At 46.0% G+C, this 18,021-nt stretch carries 12 protein-coding genes; 4 read left to right on the forward strand and 8 right to left on the reverse strand.

The window, feature by feature from the left end; genetic code table 11:
- Positions 1–32: 32 nt before the first annotated feature.
- Positions 33–632: a nitroreductase family protein gene (locus F8N35_RS11050; RefSeq protein WP_293052751.1), complete on the reverse strand. Its 600-nt coding sequence runs from the start codon at positions 630–632 to the stop codon at positions 33–35.
- Between the two features lie 167 nt (positions 633–799).
- Between F8N35_RS11050 and amrS the strand changes: the two genes are divergently transcribed.
- Together amrS and F8N35_RS11060 are read left to right on the forward strand one after the other, a co-directional pair.
- Positions 800–1,834, forward strand: coding sequence for an AmmeMemoRadiSam system radical SAM enzyme (gene amrS, locus F8N35_RS11055; protein WP_293052753.1), 1,035 nt, complete (start codon positions 800–802; stop codon positions 1,832–1,834).
- A 145-nt stretch (positions 1,835–1,979) separates the two neighbouring features.
- Positions 1,980–4,211: a glycoside hydrolase family 3 N-terminal domain-containing protein gene (locus F8N35_RS11060; protein ID WP_293052756.1), complete on the forward strand. Its 2,232-nt coding sequence runs from the start codon at positions 1,980–1,982 to the stop codon at positions 4,209–4,211.
- A 9-nt stretch (positions 4,212–4,220) separates the two neighbouring features.
- Here the strand turns inward: F8N35_RS11060 and amrB are convergent, their stop codons facing one another.
- Together amrB and F8N35_RS11070 are read right to left on the reverse strand one after the other, a co-directional pair.
- Positions 4,221–5,654: an AmmeMemoRadiSam system protein B gene (gene amrB / locus F8N35_RS11065; RefSeq protein ID WP_293052758.1), complete on the reverse strand. Its 1,434-nt coding sequence runs from the start codon at positions 5,652–5,654 to the stop codon at positions 4,221–4,223.
- A 31-nt stretch (positions 5,655–5,685) separates the two neighbouring features.
- Complete coding sequence (locus F8N35_RS11070) at positions 5,686–6,627, reverse strand: slipin family protein (RefSeq protein WP_293052761.1); 942 nt, start codon at positions 6,625–6,627, stop codon at positions 5,686–5,688.
- Between the two features lie 167 nt (positions 6,628–6,794).
- On the opposite strand from F8N35_RS11070, the gene F8N35_RS11075 reads away from it, so the two are divergent.
- Both F8N35_RS11075 and F8N35_RS11080 read left to right on the forward strand, forming a co-directional pair.
- Positions 6,795–7,724 (forward strand): alpha/beta hydrolase, encoded by a 930-nt coding sequence (locus F8N35_RS11075; RefSeq protein WP_293052764.1) that lies wholly within the window; start codon positions 6,795–6,797, stop codon positions 7,722–7,724.
- Between the two features lie 65 nt (positions 7,725–7,789).
- Entirely contained in the window at positions 7,790–8,749 is a 960-nt protein-coding gene (locus tag F8N35_RS11080) for a pectinesterase family protein (RefSeq protein ID WP_293052767.1), read from the forward strand.
- 136 nt (positions 8,750–8,885) lie between these two features.
- Here the strand turns inward: F8N35_RS11080 and F8N35_RS11085 are convergent, their stop codons facing one another.
- The 5 genes from F8N35_RS11085 to F8N35_RS11105 form a co-directional block, all read right to left on the reverse strand.
- On the reverse strand, positions 8,886–11,129 hold the full coding sequence (locus F8N35_RS11085; RefSeq protein WP_293052770.1) for a S9 family peptidase: 2,244 nt from the start codon (positions 11,127–11,129) through the stop codon (positions 8,886–8,888).
- 28 nt (positions 11,130–11,157) lie between these two features.
- Positions 11,158–13,554 (reverse strand): glycoside hydrolase family 127 protein, encoded by a 2,397-nt coding sequence (locus F8N35_RS11090; protein WP_293052773.1) that lies wholly within the window; start codon positions 13,552–13,554, stop codon positions 11,158–11,160.
- Between the two features lie 25 nt (positions 13,555–13,579).
- Positions 13,580–14,149 carry a hypothetical protein gene (locus F8N35_RS11095; protein WP_293052776.1) on the reverse strand — a complete coding sequence of 190 codons (570 nt, stop codon included), beginning with the start codon at positions 14,147–14,149 and terminating at the stop codon, positions 13,580–13,582.
- 1 nt (position 14,150) lies between these two features.
- Positions 14,151–16,304, reverse strand: a complete 2,154-nt coding sequence (locus F8N35_RS11100) for a family 43 glycosylhydrolase (RefSeq protein ID WP_293052779.1) — start codon at positions 16,302–16,304, stop codon at positions 14,151–14,153.
- A 93-nt stretch (positions 16,305–16,397) separates the two neighbouring features.
- On the reverse strand, positions 16,398–18,011 hold the full coding sequence (locus tag F8N35_RS11105; RefSeq protein ID WP_293052782.1) for a RagB/SusD family nutrient uptake outer membrane protein: 1,614 nt from the start codon (positions 18,009–18,011) through the stop codon (positions 16,398–16,400).
- Positions 18,012–18,021: the final 10 nt, after the last annotated feature.

Raw genomic sequence — 18,021 nt, forward strand, 5'->3', positions numbered from 1 at the left:
TCTTAGCGGCTTGGCGTCTTTGCGTACTTCATTTATTTGAAAATTTTGATGCGTTCTTCCAACGGTTGAAACTGTTTGGCATCGGGCTGAAAAGTTGGTTTGCCGAAAGGCATTTGGGCAATCAGTTTCCATGATGCAGGCACGTTCCACTCTTTCTTAACCTCTTCTTCAATCAGTTCGTTGTAGTGTTGCAATGAAGCACCGAAGCCTTCGACTTCCAGTGCAGTCCAAATCACAAACTGGTGCATTCCGTTCGATTGTTGTGACCAAACCGGGAAATTGTTGGCATAGAGAGCAAACTGCTTTTGTAACGCGTCTATCACGGCGTTATCTTCAAAAAACAGAACCGTTCCGTATCCGCTCTTGAAAGAATCTATCTTCGCTTCGGTGGCTCCGAAATTTTCAGCAGGAACAATCTTGCGCAACGCTTCTTTGGTGATGTCCCATAGTTTGTCGTGCTGAGCGCCCAGCAACAAGATCAACCTCGCACTTTGAGAGTTGAATGACGACGGGGTATACTTGACGGCATGTTCAATCACTTCCTGAATCTTTTGATCAGAAACGACGGTTTCTTTACTAATCCCATAAAAGGAACGTCTTGCTTCTACTGCTGAATAAAAATCTTTTGCCATAATCGTATTTTTATTAGGTTTTTCTATTGCAAATGTAATATCTGATTTCGCGTTTTGTGTTACAATTTCGGGAAAGGATGTGGTACATTTCGGAAGAGAGCAGAAAAAGGAGGGAGAAAGATTCAAAAGGTGATTAATTGTAGTAATTTTGAAGTTGAATCACAGCCATGGAAGCTTACGAACCCGATAAGTGGAGCCGTCCGGCAATGTGGCAGGAGCAATTGCCGGAGATGAAAGTGCAGTGTCATCTCTGCCCTCACGAATGTGTTTTGCATCCGGGTCAAACAGGAATATGCCGCACCCGCATCAATCATAATGGCGTTTTGCACACACAGGCTTATGGTAATCCCTGCTCCATTAGCATTGACCCGATTGAAAAGAAGCCTCTGTTCCATTTCTTCCCCGGCAGTGGCATTTACTCTCTTGCTACGGCCGGCTGTAATTTCCGATGCCTCAATTGCCAAAACTGGCAGATTTCGCAAGTGTCACCCCACATATTACAACATTTTGACCTTACTCCTTCTGAAGTAGTGCAACAAGCTCTTCGACACGATACAGACAGTATTGCATTTACGTATACCGAACCAACGGTGTTTTACGAATATCTTCTTGATACGGCATCTATTGCTAAAGAAAAAGGGTTGAAAACCGTCTTTATTTCCAATGGATTTATAAATAAAAAACCGCTTGCAGGTTTGCTGCCCTGGCTTGATGCAGCCAATATTGACCTGAAGTGTTTTGATGATGAAATATATCGTCACCTTGACGGAGGAAAACTGCAACCGGTGCTGGATACGCTGAAGATGCTGAAAGCTGGCGGCGTTTGGCTGGAAATTACCAATTTGCTCGTTCCGGGATATACCGATAGTCCGGAAATGATACTCGTTATGTGCGAATGGCTGGTTGCGAATGGCTTTGCAGATACTCCGCTTCATTTCAGCCGTTTCTTTCCTACTTACAGGCTGAAAGATATCCCGGCAACAGCCGAAACGGTACTTATTCATGCCAAAGCTATTGCCGAAAAATGCGGTATGAAATTCGTTTATATAGGCAATGTACCGGACTTACACGGTGAAAATACTACTTGTCCGGTTTGCCGGCAATTATTGATAGAACGGGTAGGGTACAGGGTAAAATCGAACTATATCCATCACGGTCGTTGCGTCTTTTGCGGCGAACCTATTCCCGGTGTTTGGCAATAAACCCCTTTACTTTTTCAATCAGAGATTATACTATCGGTTAACTATTTGATCGTGTTATAAAAGAAGAGCGAGCAGCTCTTTTTTTGTTATAATTTTTATAAATTCGGACATTATTTCAAACAACACTTATTTTAAAATCAAACCTATGAAGAAACTATTATTAGCCTCCTTTTTGCTGACGATTCCGCTGCTTGCCGTCAGTCAGAATGGAGAGAAATTTGTAAACGAATTATTGTCGAAAATGACCCTCGATGAAAAAATCGGGCAGTTAAACCAGTATACAAGCGATGGGGCAGCTACCGGTAAGGTGACCGTAGATGCGGAGAAAGAAAAACAGATCAGAGAGGGTAAAGTGGGTTCCATGCTCAATGTAATGGGTGTGGATAAAACCCGTGCATTGCAGGAAATTGCCATCCAGTCGCGTTTGCACATTCCTCTGTTGTTCGGTCTGGACGTAATTCATGGCCTTCGTACTACGTTTCCGATACCTCTGGGAGAAGCTGCCAGTTGGGATCTATCGCTGATGGAGAAATCGGCTCGTATTGCAGCCATTGAGGCTTCGGCTTACGGTATTCACTGGACGTTTGCCCCGATGGTGGATGTTGCCCGCGATCCTCGCTGGGGTCGTGTGATGGAAGGAGCAGGTGAAGATACCTATTTCGGTTGTCAGGCTGCCCGTGCCCGTGTTAAAGGTTTTCAGGGTGCAGGATTGGGCAACACCGATGCTATAATGGCGTGTGCAAAACATTTTGCGGCCTATGGCGCTGCTGTGGGTGGACGTGACTACAATTCGGTGGATATGAGTCTTCGCCAGTTGAATGAGACCTACCTACCTCCATTTCGGGCTGCAGTGGAAAGCGGCGTGGCTACACTGATGAACTCGTTTAACGATATCAACGGGATTCCAGCTACGGCAAATAGCTATATTTTGCGGGATAAGTTGAAAAAAGAGTGGAATTTTAAGGGATTTGTTGTCAGTGACTGGGGGAGTATCGGCGAGATGATTCCGCACGGATATGCCAAAGATAGCTACGATGCTGCAAAGAAAGCTATTTTGGCCGGCAGTGATATGGATATGGAAAGCCGTTGCTACCGCGATAACCTGAAACAACTGGTAGCAGATGGCAAGGTGCCGGTATCGGTTATTGACGACGCCGTAAAGCGTATTTTGCTGAAGAAATATGAATTAGGACTATTCAAAGATCCGTTTCGCTTTTGCAATGAACAACGTCAGCAACAACAAACAAATAATGCCGATAACCGGAAAGCAGCTCGCGAAATCGGTGAACGTAGCATTGTATTGCTTGAAAATAAAGCAGTAAACGGAAAATCGCTGTTACCGCTGTCAAAGAAAAATACGGCCATTGCTCTTATCGGTCCTTTTGCCAAGGCAACGGTCGAAAATCATGGTTTTTGGTCGGTTGCTTTTCCTGATGATGCACAACGAATTGTTTCGCTTTATGACGGTATTTCTGCACAACTAGACAAAAGCTCGACATTGCTTTATACCAAAGGTTGCAACGTGAAGGACGAGGATACTTCTAATTTCGGCGCAGCGGTCGATCTTGCCAACAAGGCCGACGTGGTGATTCTCTCTCTGGGAGAAGCTCCCGATATGAGTGGTGAAGCCAAAAGCCGGAGTTCTATACGCCTGCCGGGTGTGCAGGAAGAGTTATTGAAAACCGTCTGTGCAACGGGTAAGCCGGTTGTTTTACTCATCAGTGCCGGACGACCACTTGTTTTCAACTGGGCGGCCGATAATGTTCCGGCTATTCTCTATACCTGGTGGTTGGGCACCGAAGCCGGAAATTCCATTGCCGATGTTCTTTTCGGAGATTACAACCCTGCCGGAAAATTACCCATGTCTTTTCCTCGTACCGAAGGGCAGATCCCCATTTATTACAACCATTACAGCACGGGACGCCCGGCTAAAAACGACGATGATAAGAATTATGTTTCTGCATATATTGACTTGCAAAACAGTCCGCGTTATGCGTTTGGGTACGGTTTAAGCTATACTTCGTTCGACATTACCAACCTGAAACTGTCTTCCGATAAGATGAAAATAAAAGGTGATAAACTAAAGGTAACTGTCGATGTAAAAAATATAGGTAATTATGATGGAGAAGAAGTGGTGCAGTTGTATGTGCGCGATTTGGTGGGCAGCGTAGTACGTCCTGTTCGCGAATTGAAGGGCTTTCAGAAGATCTTTCTGAAAAAAGGAGAAATGCGCAATGTTGAATTTACCCTGTCGCCCGACGATCTGAAATTTTACAATAATGACCTTCAGTATATTAATGAAGCCGGAGAATACGATCTGTTTGTGGGGAATTCGTCTCAGGCATCGTTAAAAAGCCATTTTGAGCTGACAGAGTAAATTGAGAAGCTATTTGTTTACCTCTTCAGGAAAAACGGTAGCTGTAAAGACATACAGGTTGGCTTTTTTCCAGCCATCCCAATCGAGACCGGCTTTATCACGGGCGCAATGACCTAAAAATTGCTCCGTGCTCCAGCCGGTTTCTGTTGCTACCTGTGGCAGAAATACACCGGAGCGAAATCCGTCTTCGATGTAAATGCCGTGCTTACCCAGTTTTATTTCAGCAATATTGTCTATGTGGCGTAAAGGCGATAAAACCGATATCTCAATGTCGATATCGGGTAATTCTTCTTTACGGACAGGAGCGAAACGAGAATCGTGACATGCGGCGGCAACCGTCATCTCCTGTACCAACTGATAGAGCGGAATATCGCTGGTCATGCGGCCGATGCAGCCCCTTAGTTTCCCGTTTTTGTGCAGGGAAACAAAGACGCCGCAATGTTCATGAAGCGATGACGGCAAATCCGCCGGTTCAAATTCATATATTCGTTCGTAGACACAAAACTCCTTCAGCGTGTTTTTGGAAATTTCCAGCAACATCGCTTTTTCTTCCATGGTCAGGCTGAAACCATTTTTTTCTTCCTTGTGTTCAGCTACCGCTATTCCCCAATAACCAACTACGCGGTTGCGGTCTCCATAGTATTTCGAATCGCCCGAGTTCCGGTAATCTACAGCGTAATACTTCAGGTTCTCGTTTCCGACTGTCATATAGAGCAGTGTGAGTACCGAAGTCCATCCGCAAAGGCTTGTGGCAAGATGAGGTATATGTTGAGAGATATTTTCTGCCAGGGTATTCATCAATGCCTTGGGATTATTCTCCAGGATGGCGTCTTTGGTTTTTGCATCAATTTCCTGAGCATCTTTATAGCCCGGATAATGAGAAAAATCGGTGCTGATGATAAACAAATTTTCGGAAGATAAGTAATGCTTTAATACCGAGGCAACTTTAGCGCAAACGGAGGGTGTCGCGGTTCCAATGAGGATAGGCACAATGCTGTAGTCATGTTTCATTACATGATGCAGGAACGGCAGTTGTACTTCAATCGTATGTTCCTCCAGATGGTGGTTGCCATTGCATGTGAATATATCGGGATGCCTGTCGACAAGCATCTTGCAAAAAGCGGTATCAACCTTTTCAACGCCATAGGGCATCACAAAGTTACCATCGCAATAGAGCGAGGCTTTTTCGAATGCGTCGTGGTGCGATGAGCCGATAATAAACACTCTTTTATAGTGAGCATCGGGATCTATCTGGTTGAAAGCCGAAGCCGCTACAGAGCCCGAAAACATATATCCCGCATGTGGAGCAATAATTGCTCTCACGTATTTGACCTGTTTAGGCTCTGCTCCCGCAAATAATCCTGCAACCTGCTGTTTGAGGATGTCGGGTTCTTCGGGATAAAACTTGCCTGCAACGGCTGGAAGTCTATCTTTTGAATTCATACTCTGTTCAAATTCAATTAAGTACTTCTTGTCAATAAACAATGTCGCTTAATCCACCGCTACCTTTGACGTTTTTTTCTGCTTCTTTTGCTTTGTCCTGCTGAATAGATTTGGTCAGAGCAATAGTTCCGGTAAGACCACCCAGACTCATGGTTTCGATGGCGGAACTTGGCACAACGACAATGGTAGAATTGGTTTTTAGGCCTTCGTATAACATATTCATGGCACGCAAATGGAATGCCGTCGGATTTTCCGAATAGGTTTTAGCTGCTTCTTCAAATTTGCTGGCAATCTGACGTTCCGAATCACCCAGAATAACTCTCGCCTGCCGTTCGCGCTCGGCTTGTGCCTGCATTGACATGGCAGTTTCAAGTCCTTGAGGAATAAGCACATCTTTTACTTCAACCGAAATAACATTGATGCCCCATGGTTCGGTTCGTTCGTCAATGATTCTGCGCAACAGCTCACTGATTTTTTCGCGGCCTTCCAGCATATCCGAAAGCATTGTTTTTCCGATAACATCACGTAAGGCTGTCTGAGAGGCCCAGCTGATAGCGCTGTAATAATCAGACACGTCAATTGCTGCTTTTTTAGGATCAATAACTTTCCAGAAAAGGACAGCATCCACATCCACCGGAACGGTATCTTTGGTCAATGTTTTTTCTGCTTTGAAAGAGGTTGTTATAACACGAATGTCGATCCAGTAAGGTATGTAATCCACAATAGGGATAATAAAGAAAATGCCGGGTCCGCGAAGAGCATGAAACTTACCGAGACGAAGCACAACGGCTCTGTCCCACTGGTTGGCAACTTTTGTGGCCCATGCTACAAATATTGCTACTATGAAGCTGATTATTAAGATTACATGACTCGTTGTGTCAGTGAAGTCAGGGCTGACTAAAAGAGCGAGTCCGGTACCAATTAAAACAATTATCACAAAGAGTAACGCTGCAATAGAACCTACATTTTTCATAATTGAAAGGTATTAAAGTTGTAGAATATTGTTACAAATTTAAGTCGCTAATTCACGAAATGTTATTACGTGAGAAATTAATTTGAAACGCAAGTAATCGTGACAATCGTCTCTTGATTAGTCGTCAGATAATTTTGGCTAAATTTGTAAATCAAAGAATTCAGCTCATGAAAAAGCAAGCCGTAATAAAAATGAATAGATTGATTTTGTTGTTTATGGTATTAATACCTTCTTCCTTTGTCGTTGGACAAGTTTCGCTCTCTCTTTGGCCAAAGGGAGCAATGCCCAATAGCCGGGGACTGAATATTTCTGATAGCATAGCCAATGAACGTGTTTACAGAGTGGGGCAACCTGATGTTGAGGTGTATACTTCGTCAAAGGAGGAAAACCGCAATTTTGCCATACTTGTGATTCCCGGTGGCGGCTATGCGCGTGAAGCCAACGTGGTGAGCGGATCGCAGATTGCCAAGTATTTCAATACGCTGGGGGCTACCGCTTTTGTACTGAAATACCGTTTGCCGCAGAGTTCCGATGTGATTCACTCCGAACTGGCGCCTTTGCAGGATGGACAACGGGCTATACGGTTGATGCATGCCCTGGCGGCAAAATATCACTATGATGCTGATAAGATCGGTGTTTTCGGAACTTCGGCAGGTGGACATCTGGCTGCTTCGTTGGGAGTTTATACCGAAGATTTTACTGAAGTGAAGGATTCTTTGTTGAACTATTCGATTCGTCCCGATTACATGATCTTGCTTTCGCCTGTTATTTCGCTGGCCGATCCGTATGCTCATAAAGGTTCGCGCGAAAATCTGCTGGGCAAGAATGCCAGCAAAGAGCTAATCGACAAGTTTTCTCCTAACCTGCATGTGACCGAAACTACACCTCCCACTTTGCTGATGCAGGCCAACGACGATCCGGCAGTACCTTCGTTTAACAGTGCCATGATGTATATTGCGTTGCGGGAAAAGAAGGTGAATGCCTCGTTGCACATTTTTCCGCATGGCAAACACTCCATTGCACTTACACATAATCCCATTTCTACCGACCTGTGGATGCCGATCGTGGCGGCGTGGTTAAAAGAGTTGGGATATTGAAACAAATGGGTGGTGCGAGTTCCAACTCGCACTTAATATGTAATTATTCGAATATTGTAAATGACATGATGCGTAACCTAATTTTATCCGGCTTTTTGCTGTTGTGTTCCGTTGTACTGGTGGCACAAAACAAGTACGATTTTGTGGTGACGGCCGATGGAAGCGGCGATTTTAAAACCGTGCAGGAGGCTATCAATGCCGTGCCCGATATGCGGGCCAGCCGTACCCGCGTCCTCATCAAGCCGGGCGTTTATAAAGAAAAACTGACTCTTCCGGCTACCAAAACCAATGTGTCATTTGTTGGAGAGGATGCTGCTAAAACCATTCTAACTTTCGACGACTTTGCGCAACGTAAGAATCGTTTCGGAGAGAACATCGGCACATCCGGTTCTTCTTCGTTTTTTATTTACGGTGAAGGGTTTACAGCCGAAAATATCACCTTCGAAAATTCGGCTGGTCCTGTGGGACAGGCAGTAGCTGTTCGCATAGACGGCGATAAGGTGAGTTTCTTCAATTGCCGTTTTCTGGGCTTTCAGGATACGCTCTATCCGCATGGAGAGAAAAGCCGTCAATATTACAAGAATTGCTATATCGAAGGAACTGTCGATTATATCTTCGGTTTTTCGACGGTTCTCTTTGATAACTGCACGTTGTTCTGTAAAAAGGCAGGATATGTAACGGCCGCGTCAACACCCAAAGAGAGCGCCTATGGTTTTGTGTTCCGCAATTGCAAAATTACCGGTTCGGCTCCCGAGAGCACGTTTGCTTTGGGGCGTCCGTGGAGACCTTATGCCAAGGTTGTTTATCTGGAATGCGAGATGGATAAGGTGATTGCTCCTGCAGGATGGAATAACTGGGGTAATGCCGAAAACGAAAAAACCGCTTTCTATGCCGAATACAAGAGTCGGGGGGCCGGTGCCAAAGTTGCTCAACGGGTGTCCTGGAGTCATCAGCTGGCAGAAACGGAAGCAAAGCAATATACGACGGCAAACATTCTGGGTGACTGGAATCCGGAGATTCGGTAGATTGCAATCGGGAATAAAGAAGACAGGGATTAGATGGAACATATCCTTCTAATCCCTGTCTTTTGTTCCAAAATAAACGTTGCATTCAATAGTCAATGACAGGTTTTATTCTGTAAAATGTTTTTATTGAACAGGTTTACTTTTTCGATTCAACTGAAGTCCATTCGGGAGGGGTGATGCCCATCAGATTTTTGACAAAGAAATCGTAACGTTTATGTTCTCCGAAGTCGCCGCCCAGTGTGTGATTAGAGCCCGGCAACACAACCAGTTCGAAATCCTTGTTGGCCTTGATCAGTGCATTTACCACCTGCATGGTTGACGAAGGATCTACGTTGTCGTCCATTTCACCAACAACGAGCATCAACGGGCGTTTCAGCAGGTGCGCATTTTCCACATTCGAACATGCGGCATACTCTTTGCCGATTGGATAGCTCATCCACTGCTCGTTCCACCAGATTTTATCCATGCGGTTGTCGTGGCATCCGCAGGCAGAATAGGCTGCTTTGTAATGATCAGGGTAGAAAAGTACGCCCATCATAGCCTCCTGTCCACCGGCCGAACCTCCATATATTCCGATGCGGGTCGTGTCCATGTAGCTGTATTTTTGAGCTGCTGCCCGAGTCCAGGCTAATCGATCGGGAAAGCCCGCGTCTTTCAGGTTCTTGAAAATAATTTCTTCAAAGCTTTTGGAGCGAAACGAGGTACCCATGCCGTCTAGTTGAATGACGATAAAGCCCAGTTCGGCAATCGGAGCAAGTTGATTGAGGCATGGATAAAATGATTTGGGAGTGTATTGGCTTCCGGGCCCGGCGTAAATGTATTCAAGTACCGGATATTTCTTTTTCGGATCGAAATTGGTGGGGCGGACAATAATTCCCCAGATATCGGTTTTGCCATCGCGCCCTTTAGCAACGAAGGGTTCAGGAGCCACCCAACCGGCTTTTTGCAGTTCGGTAATATCTGCTTTTTCGAGCGGTATAACTTCTTTCCCGTCAGTAGAATTTCGAAGTGTGGTCACCGGAGCTTTATTAATCAGCGAATAGGCATCTACAAAATAGCGGTTGTCGTCGGAGAACCAGGCTTGGTGCATTCCCTCTTCGGGAGTCAGGCAGGTAAGTCCGGTGCCATCGAACCGGATGCGGTAATAACGTACCAGATAGGGATCTTCGTTGGGTACCATGCCATTGGCCGAGAAGACGATCTCACGTTTTGTCTCGTCCACCTGCACTACGTCGCGCACGTACCATTCGCCTTTGGTGATCTGATTTTTCACCTGCCCGGTGGTGCGGTCGTAGAGGTAAAGATGATTCCAGTTATCGCGCTCGCTCATCCAGATCATTTCGGTGCCGTTTACCAGATTTTTGCGGAAATAGCGGTTGTAATTGACAAAGGTTTTGCTGGTTTCGTTTACTAAAGTGCGAACTATTCCTGTTTCAGCCGAGAGCTCTAGCACTCTGAATACCTGATGGCCGCGTTGGTTATATTCGAACATCACCGATTTACTGTCGGCGTTCCATTCGAGGCTCCGCAGCTCAAACTGGTTGTTGAACAGTTCTGTGGACGGCACTTTCGTATCACCCGAGGCAACGTCGAAAATGCGGGGCGTACGGAAGGGCAGGGCATCACCTGGTTTCATGTATTCGCGCTTGTGGAGCTTGGGCTGCAACTGGTCGGCAGGCGACGATTCCACGAAGTAGATATACCGCTTTTCTGCCGGGCGAATCTTCATGGCGGCCACCTTTTTCGAATCGGGCGACCATTGAATATAGGCCGAATAGTATTCACCGGGAGATCCGTCGGTACTCACGGCTTTCTCTTTGCCCGTGGCATTTTCTTTGATGTAAATATTACTGTTTTTGATAAATGCTGTCAGCTTGCCATCGGGCGAGACTACCGGATCACCTTTCCGTTCGTCGTCGGCTTCGTTCCAGTATTTTTCAACCGGTTTTTCGTATTTGCCATTGTTAATCAGCCGGTTTTGGGCTGCCAGATAGATCCATTTGGAATCGTTGAAAATAAAGCGAAGGGTGTCGAGCCCGCTGCTCACTTCCAGCGACTGCAACGATAAGCTGGCCGGCGCAACCGCTTTCCCGCTTGCAGTGCTTAGTTCTTTTGCCAGTTTTGGATGATTGAACAAGTCGGAACGGCTCTTTTTCAGAGCATCCACCACCACATACACTTTCCCCTGCGGCGTATTGCGGATATACCAGAACCGATCAGTCTTTCCGATCCATTTGGGTTCCACGTTTGAATAATAGACTTTGTCCTTCAAACGATCGCGCAAAGAAAAAGCCCGCTGATAATCGTCGGGGCTACCTTGCGCAAAGAGCGCACTACCCGAAAGTAGCACGCTCAGAGCAATTAAAAAAGTTCTCTTCATTCTTTTTTGTAATGTATTTATTTGATGCTTATTCCACTTCCCACTCGTAGATGCCGGCGGCATTCTTTTCCGGTAGTTGCACTTCCAGTTTCAATGCTTTGGTGACAACCGGTTTGAAAACCACTTCGTTGCCAATTCCTTTTTCTACACCATAAGGTTTCTGGTTTTCCACCGCTATCCAGGCTCCGTTCTTATCCTGATAATAGATTTTCCACGATTTGGGCACACGACATCCGCCCCAGGGAGCATCATCGAACCAGTAAACCGTAGAGCGGCTGATTGTTTTCTCTCCGGCAAAAGTGTAAGAAATCCACTCGGTGGTGCCTTCTTTCGGCCACCAGTGATAGTAGGGAATTGAACGGTCGTTTTCGTCTTTGGGCAATAAACCGTCGCAAATGGCCTTGATAGAGGTTGCCATGTGAGAGGCATTGATTTTGCTTTCGGAGGCCAGGGTCGGAGGCATTACCAGACGGGTAGAGCTCAGTTCGTTGGGTAGCCAAACGGCCATTTCGCCGCTACCCCGGTGAGCCCAGGCATAATAAGGAATCATGGTGAGTTTTACATCCTTTGCAACGATTTTACCCTGTAAATCGTAACTAAGTATTTGTGCATCCGTCTTGATTTGATTGATCCCGTAAAGCAAGTCGGGTTTGTATTCGACCGAAAAAGCCGGTTTGCGGTTCATGATGACACTCAGAACACTAAAGTCGTTGTCGGGCCATTCGGCACAATAGACTAACGGACCGCATTCCACGGCCACCTTTCCTTTATCAGCTTCTACCAGCGGATGTGCTTTGACGGTGCGGGGTTCCATATCGAAATGAATTTCTACCTTGTCACCTTTCTTCCAATCACGGTTAATGCTGAAATACCCTTTCTCGAGGGCGCTTTCTACAGTCTGTCCATTGACTTTTACAGTATAGTCCAACGATTTTTTATCAGCATAAGCATAAAGATTTCCCGGCACCACATCGCCTTTTACCCAGCCCGGAATACGGATCTTGAGGGTGAAATTCTGTTTGCTCTTAGGTGTTACGGTAAGAGAAACGTTGCCACTCCAGGGATAGTTGGTGCTTTGATCGAGCACAACTGCTTTGTTGTTGACGGTTAAATTGGAATGGTTGGACATAAAAAGATTGACATACACGTCCTTGTCATGAACGGCGTAGATGTAGCCAGGCACGGAAGGAATGAAACGGCAAATATTGGACGGGCAACAGGCGCATCCGAACCAGGGCTGGCGTTGGTGCTGTCCGATCGATTCCAGCGGATTGGGATAGAAGAACCCTCCACCATCGAGCGAAACACCCGAAATGAGGCCGTTGTAGAGCGTACGTTCCAGCACGTCGTAGTATTTTGCATCGCCGTGCAGCAGGAACAAGCGGTAATTGAGGTACACATTGCCGATGGCAGCGCAGGTTTCGCAATAGGCCGACATGTTGGGCAATTCGTAATCTTTTCCGAATGCTTCGCCATTGTTTGTCGCCCCGATTCCTCCGGTGATGTACAGCTTTTTATTTACAATATTGCTCCAAATCCGGTCAATGGCGTCGATGTAGCCCTTGTCGCCGGTGAGCGCTGCCACATCGGCCATGCCCGAGTACATGTAAGCGGCGCGTACGGCATGACCTACCGCTTCATCCTGTTGAAGTACCGGTTTGTGTGACTGGCTGTATTCGTCGCGGTGTTCGGTGTATCCCCGTTTGTCGAGCAGGAATTTGGCCAGATCGAGATATTTCTTTTCACCGGTAATCACGTAGAGTTTCGAGAGCGCCATTTCGGCAATCTGGTGGCCGGGAACTACCGTTATCTGTCCGGGTTTGTCGCCGATCTCGCGTACGGCGCAGTCGGCATATCGTTTGGCAATGTTCAGAAATGTGAGCTTTCCGGTAGCCTGATAGTGAGCAATGGCTCCTTCTATCATGTGGCCGAGATCGTAGAGTTCGTGGCTCAAATCCTCTTCCTTTTCCCAGCGTTTGGTTCCCGACCATTCGTGCGGATGGGCAGGATTCATGGTGCGGGCGGTATAGAGATAGCCGTCGGGTTCCTGCGCGGCAGCAACTATCAGCAGTACGCTGTCGATGTAGCGGTCTAGCTTCTTGTATGGAAAGGTCTGCATCGAGTAACTGGCGCCTTCGATGGTTTTATATACATCGGTGTCGTCGAAAGAGAAACCACCGACTTTGATGGTATCGCTCGGATGAGCGGCTTTAATGAAATTAGTATATCGTCCTGTCTCTTCGCATTTGCTGAAGGCCAGAGGAATGGTTACCTCGCGACTGGCTTTTAGGCGTTGTCCCCAGAAGGCATCGTTCACTTTTACGGCTGTAAAGGGAACCGGAGTGATGGGATAGCCTCCGCTTTTTACTTGTGCCTGAAGGCAAATGGCCAGACATAGGAGTAGTGGAATAAATATTTTTCGCATGGTGTTATTGTTAAGAATGAAATTTTTATAAAAATACGATTTTGTAACGGCATCTGTCGTCGCCTCTTATGATGGATGAAATGACGGTAGCTTTCGCTGGCACTCCGGCAACTTTCGAAAACATTTTTTCGGCAAATCCTTCGGAACAATAACAAATATTCGAAGGATTGGATTTTCTATCGTGATTGATAATCGGACACACGCAATAGTTTTTGCTTTCATCGGCAATCAGGGTTTTGTTCGTTTTGTCATAACTCACTTTCCAACCCCATTTATCTTCAATAAAAGCAATGAATTGTTCCAGTTTTCCAACATAAGGCGCCAACATCTCATCCATTTTTAAATGGTTATAGTGAACAATAGCACAATTTTTGACGATGGGCCGGAGTCTTTCTCCTGGAATTTGCTCGTTAAGATTTGAAAGTAATGTTGCAGTCCACTCTTGTACAAGAACCAAATTTTTGTCGTTTGTCGACGCTGATGCTGTTTCAGCCTCTTTATTGCCGGCAAATAAGGCAATAGAACTGAATCCGCACATGCAAACTCCCGATATGCATGCTTTTTTCAAAAAATCTTTTCTACTGATTGTCGCCATTTTAATATGTTTTTCCGGGTTTTGTTTTTGCAAAGAGATCTGATATTTCGTTTAATGTCATTGCTTTGTCGAATAATTGAGCATTGGCAATGTATCCGGTAAAGTTTTCCGACGGTTCGCCCGATGCTCCGATCAGGATATCCCCTTTTTCGACAAACAACGTGATTGGTTGTTGTGCGTTTAGCTTGCCGTCGACATACACATTTTCCACCACACCGTCGAAGGTAACGGCGATATGGTGCCAAACGCCTTTTTCGGGCACTTTTTTGTACGAAAGATCGACTGCTCCGTCGCCGTGAGCCACAGCTCCGTAATTGCCGGTGCCGTACATCAGAGCTGCATACGATGATTGCAGCATGTTTTCGCGGCTATTCCAGGCCATCAGGCATTCTCGCATACCAATCTCAGGATTCATTACCCACACAGAAGCGGTGAAAGGAGCGTTCCAGTCGAGCGAAGCCGGAGCTTTTGCCGACAATTTCAGATAGCTATTGCCATCTAAATAAAGGGCTTTGGTGCCTTCTGTTGAAACAATTTTTGGTTTACCGATTGCCCTGAAATGACCGCCCAAAGCACCTTTGTTGGGTATAGGTGTTTTTGGTGTTCCAAAGGTAAGATTTTCGGCCCGGAAGTCGACCAGCAAACGATCAGAAGAGGGAGTTCCGGGGGCTTCCTTGCTTTCCGGATTTTGGAACGACGGTGTTTCGAAAAGTGAGTCGTAAACCTTGATATTCCAGATGGCAGGCAACATGCCCGTCTTTTGGATTCCGGTTACGGTGAGCCTGACATATCTTGCTGCTGCATCCCGATCGTCGATCATCGGACTGCCGCAACGCCGGTTGCCGGTTTTATCGCTGAAAAGTTGCCACCGTTTTCCGTCGGTCGATACCTCGATTTTATATTGATAGTAAAAAGTCGGATATTCGAACTGGGTCATCACCCGTTTGATGGGAACTATTTTCTTCAAATCAATGGTCAACGATTGTGGCAGACGGGCGCTAGCTGCTTTCCACAGGGTTCCATTGTTGTCGTCCACAGCGTTTTCGGCAAAATAGACGTAATCGTACTCTTTGGGATTGTAGGCTGTCGGCGCGGCAACCAGATGGTAGGAAGAGCTTGCCGTAACATTAGCCCCGAATGCCAGACTGGTGGCGCACTCTTTTTTGCCGGAAAGGAAACCGACACCGCTATGAGTCGGTTCTACTTTTTCAATTGTTTCATCATCGGAAAAAATAAGCTTGTCTGCACAAACCTGCCGGAACTCCCCATCGGTACTGTGCGGGTTGTCGTGCCGATGGTAAACGATGTAATAGTCGTTGCCTTCTTTCAAAATAGAGTGGTGACCGGGACCGTCAACCGTGCCGTCGGCATTGCTGACCAGAATCGGACTGTTTTTGCCCGGACGAAAAGAACCTTCAGGACTATCGCTCACTGAATAGTGAACGGCATAGGAGCTGAGGCGGCAGTCGCCCGAAGAGTACATCAGGAAATATTTGCCGTTGCGTTTGATGGGGTAGGCAGCTTCGAAGGCTTTGGGTATCTGTGAAATGGGAATAAAGCTCGTTTTCAGGATCGTATGCATATCGGTCGGATCGATTTTTGCAACGCCCATGCCACCGAACGAAGTGCACCAGGTGCCGAAATAGGCATAAACCGAACCATCATCATCGACCAGAAACTGCGCATCGAGAGCCGGAAGGTCTTTGCGGGCCGTCCCTGCGGGAATCACCGCTTCGCCTCCGTTGATCGGACGGAAAGGCCCCATGGGCGAATCGGAGACGTAGCCGTAAATATTGCATCCCTTTTCGCAATTGCCCATGAAATAGTAGAATTTGCCATCGGCAGCATGAATTACGTCAGGTGCCCAGCAGTTGTTGAGTCCTTGAGGCAGATCGATTTGCAGCATGTAATCGTACCAATTCACAAAATCCTTGCTGATCCACACCTGCGGCGCTCCCGAAGCCAGTTTGATGCCGTCGGTAGTGGCATAAATGTAGTAAGTGTCGCCAAATTTCTTTATGGTCGGATCGGCAAAATAGCCCGGCAGTAAAGGATTCGAGGCGGCAGCCGAACAAGAGGAAAACGGTTGAGCCTGCAAATTTTGTCCGGTAAGAACGATAATCAGAGTAAGAACAAAATATTGGTAAAAAGTCATGGAATGATTAGTCGCGTTGGTTTACTACAAGGGCTGACAGAAAACATCCAAATGTACCTATTTTCTGCCAGCCCATTTATAATTCTCTAAAGATTAATAGCCTGGATTCTGCTTTAGATTTGAATTGGCATTCATAAAGTCTTGCGGAATAGCAAAAATCTTCATGTTGTCATCTTTCTTGGTTTTGCAGAACCATGATTTTGTGGTGTAAACGTTAAAACGGATCAAATCTTGTTTGCGGTGATGTTCTCCAACAAATTCCCATCCCAGTTCATCCAGAAAACCTCCGTACTTTATATCTGCGCCACCTTCATACGAGGTGATTTTTCCGTTAGAATAAGCACCATACTTGTATGAACTTCCGCCGGCAAGTTTTGCACCGGTTACCGTAGCTTTTGCAGGGTTGCTCTTGAAATCTCTCTGACGCACTTGCGTAACAATAGCGGCTGCTTCATCGGCTTTACCCTGACGCAGTAAACATTCAGCTTTTATCATAAGAGCATCGGTGTAACGGAATAAAGGAACGTCATTTCCTGTGGCGGCATTGGTTCCGCTTTTTATTTCATATTTAACAAGACGATACCCTTCGTTATAGTAGCAACCGTTTACATCACTCATGTAATTGATATAGTTTAATTGCTTTCCTTTGTCCGGATCTGTGTCAAGAATTAAAGGAGTCCCTGATGATGTGTATTGGGGGCCACCTAACCAAGAGTCTTTCAGTCGTGAATCATCAGGATCGTAAGTGTCAATGAATTGAGGTATTGCACCACTTCCACCCCAGGGTTGGCCGGATAGATTATAAGTAGCCTGACTTGCGGCATACAATGTCTTGAACGGATAATAGGAGCCTGAGGCATAAATAGGATCAAAAGGAATTGAGAAAATCTGTTCTACCGAATTTGAATTGTCAAACAAGAATGGATCTCTGTAATTATCTGCAAGTTTAAACTTGCCACTATTAATCACATCTTCTACCTGAGCCTGAGCTTCAGCCCACATCGGAGAACCAAAATAGACTTCGTGGTTAAGATACAGTTTAGCCAGTGTCATTTTTGCAGCCCATTTTGTGAAACGTCCGTAAGTAGCTTTCGTGTTTGCGTCGCTTAAATAAGGCATAGCTGTTGTAAGTTCCGAAACGATAAAACGGTACGTGGAATCAGGTGTGCATTGTTTAGGAAGATATCCTTTAGGCAAATCGTATTTGGTAACGATTGGGATGTTCCTGAAGTTATCGAACAAAAGATAATAATAGAATGCACGTAATCCTCTTAATTCATAAACATATGCGTCTTTGTTCTGGATTCCGGAAATTTGATCCAACTGGTAAATAGCTCTGTTTACGTAAGTGATACCATTATACGCCTGTTGCCAGAGTGTATAAGGATGGCTTTCGTTGGCAGCGCTCCATGTGTGCTGGTGCATGGTAACATAATAATCACCCCATCCAATGCCAAGGCGGTTGGGCACAACAATACAGTCGGAAGATTCTTCATATAAATCAGCCAAGCCATCCCATCCCCAGTAAACGTTGCGGAGAGCGGTAAAAGCAGGAGCAATAAGGTTGGTTACATCTTCGGAGGTGAAGTGTGTCTTTTCGGCTGTTATGTCGCTATAGACCGTTTCATCAAGATTGGTACAGGCGCTGAATGTGAGTGCAGCGAAAGCAGCAATCAATATCGAGTATTTTAATTTTAAATTTTTCATAATCTTATGG

The organism is Paludibacter sp. (genome assembly GCF_009712605.1).
Classification (GTDB): Bacteria; Bacteroidota; Bacteroidia; order Bacteroidales; family Paludibacteraceae; genus Microbacter.

Bases quoted from the DNA above. Each gene is read 5' to 3' on its own strand.
- F8N35_RS11050 (WP_293052751.1), bottom strand. From the start codon at position 632: ATGGCAAAAGATTTTTATTCAGCAGTAGAAGCAAGACGTTCCTTTTAT.
- amrS (WP_293052753.1), top strand. From the start codon at position 800: ATGGAAGCTTACGAACCCGATAAGTGGAGCCGTCCGGCAATGTGGCAG.
- F8N35_RS11060 (WP_293052756.1), top strand. From the start codon at position 1,980: ATGAAGAAACTATTATTAGCCTCCTTTTTGCTGACGATTCCGCTGCTT.
- amrB (WP_293052758.1), bottom strand. From the start codon at position 5,654: ATGAATTCAAAAGATAGACTTCCAGCCGTTGCAGGCAAGTTTTATCCC.
- F8N35_RS11070 (WP_293052761.1), bottom strand. From the start codon at position 6,627: ATGAAAAATGTAGGTTCTATTGCAGCGTTACTCTTTGTGATAATTGTT.
- F8N35_RS11075 (WP_293052764.1), top strand. From the start codon at position 6,795: ATGAAAAAGCAAGCCGTAATAAAAATGAATAGATTGATTTTGTTGTTT.
- F8N35_RS11080 (WP_293052767.1), top strand. From the start codon at position 7,790: ATGATGCGTAACCTAATTTTATCCGGCTTTTTGCTGTTGTGTTCCGTT.
- F8N35_RS11085 (WP_293052770.1), bottom strand. From the start codon at position 11,129: ATGAAGAGAACTTTTTTAATTGCTCTGAGCGTGCTACTTTCGGGTAGT.
- F8N35_RS11090 (WP_293052773.1), bottom strand. From the start codon at position 13,554: ATGCGAAAAATATTTATTCCACTACTCCTATGTCTGGCCATTTGCCTT.
- F8N35_RS11095 (WP_293052776.1), bottom strand. From the start codon at position 14,149: ATGGCGACAATCAGTAGAAAAGATTTTTTGAAAAAAGCATGCATATCG.
- F8N35_RS11100 (WP_293052779.1), bottom strand. From the start codon at position 16,304: ATGACTTTTTACCAATATTTTGTTCTTACTCTGATTATCGTTCTTACC.
- F8N35_RS11105 (WP_293052782.1), bottom strand. From the start codon at position 18,011: ATGAAAAATTTAAAATTAAAATACTCGATATTGATTGCTGCTTTCGCT.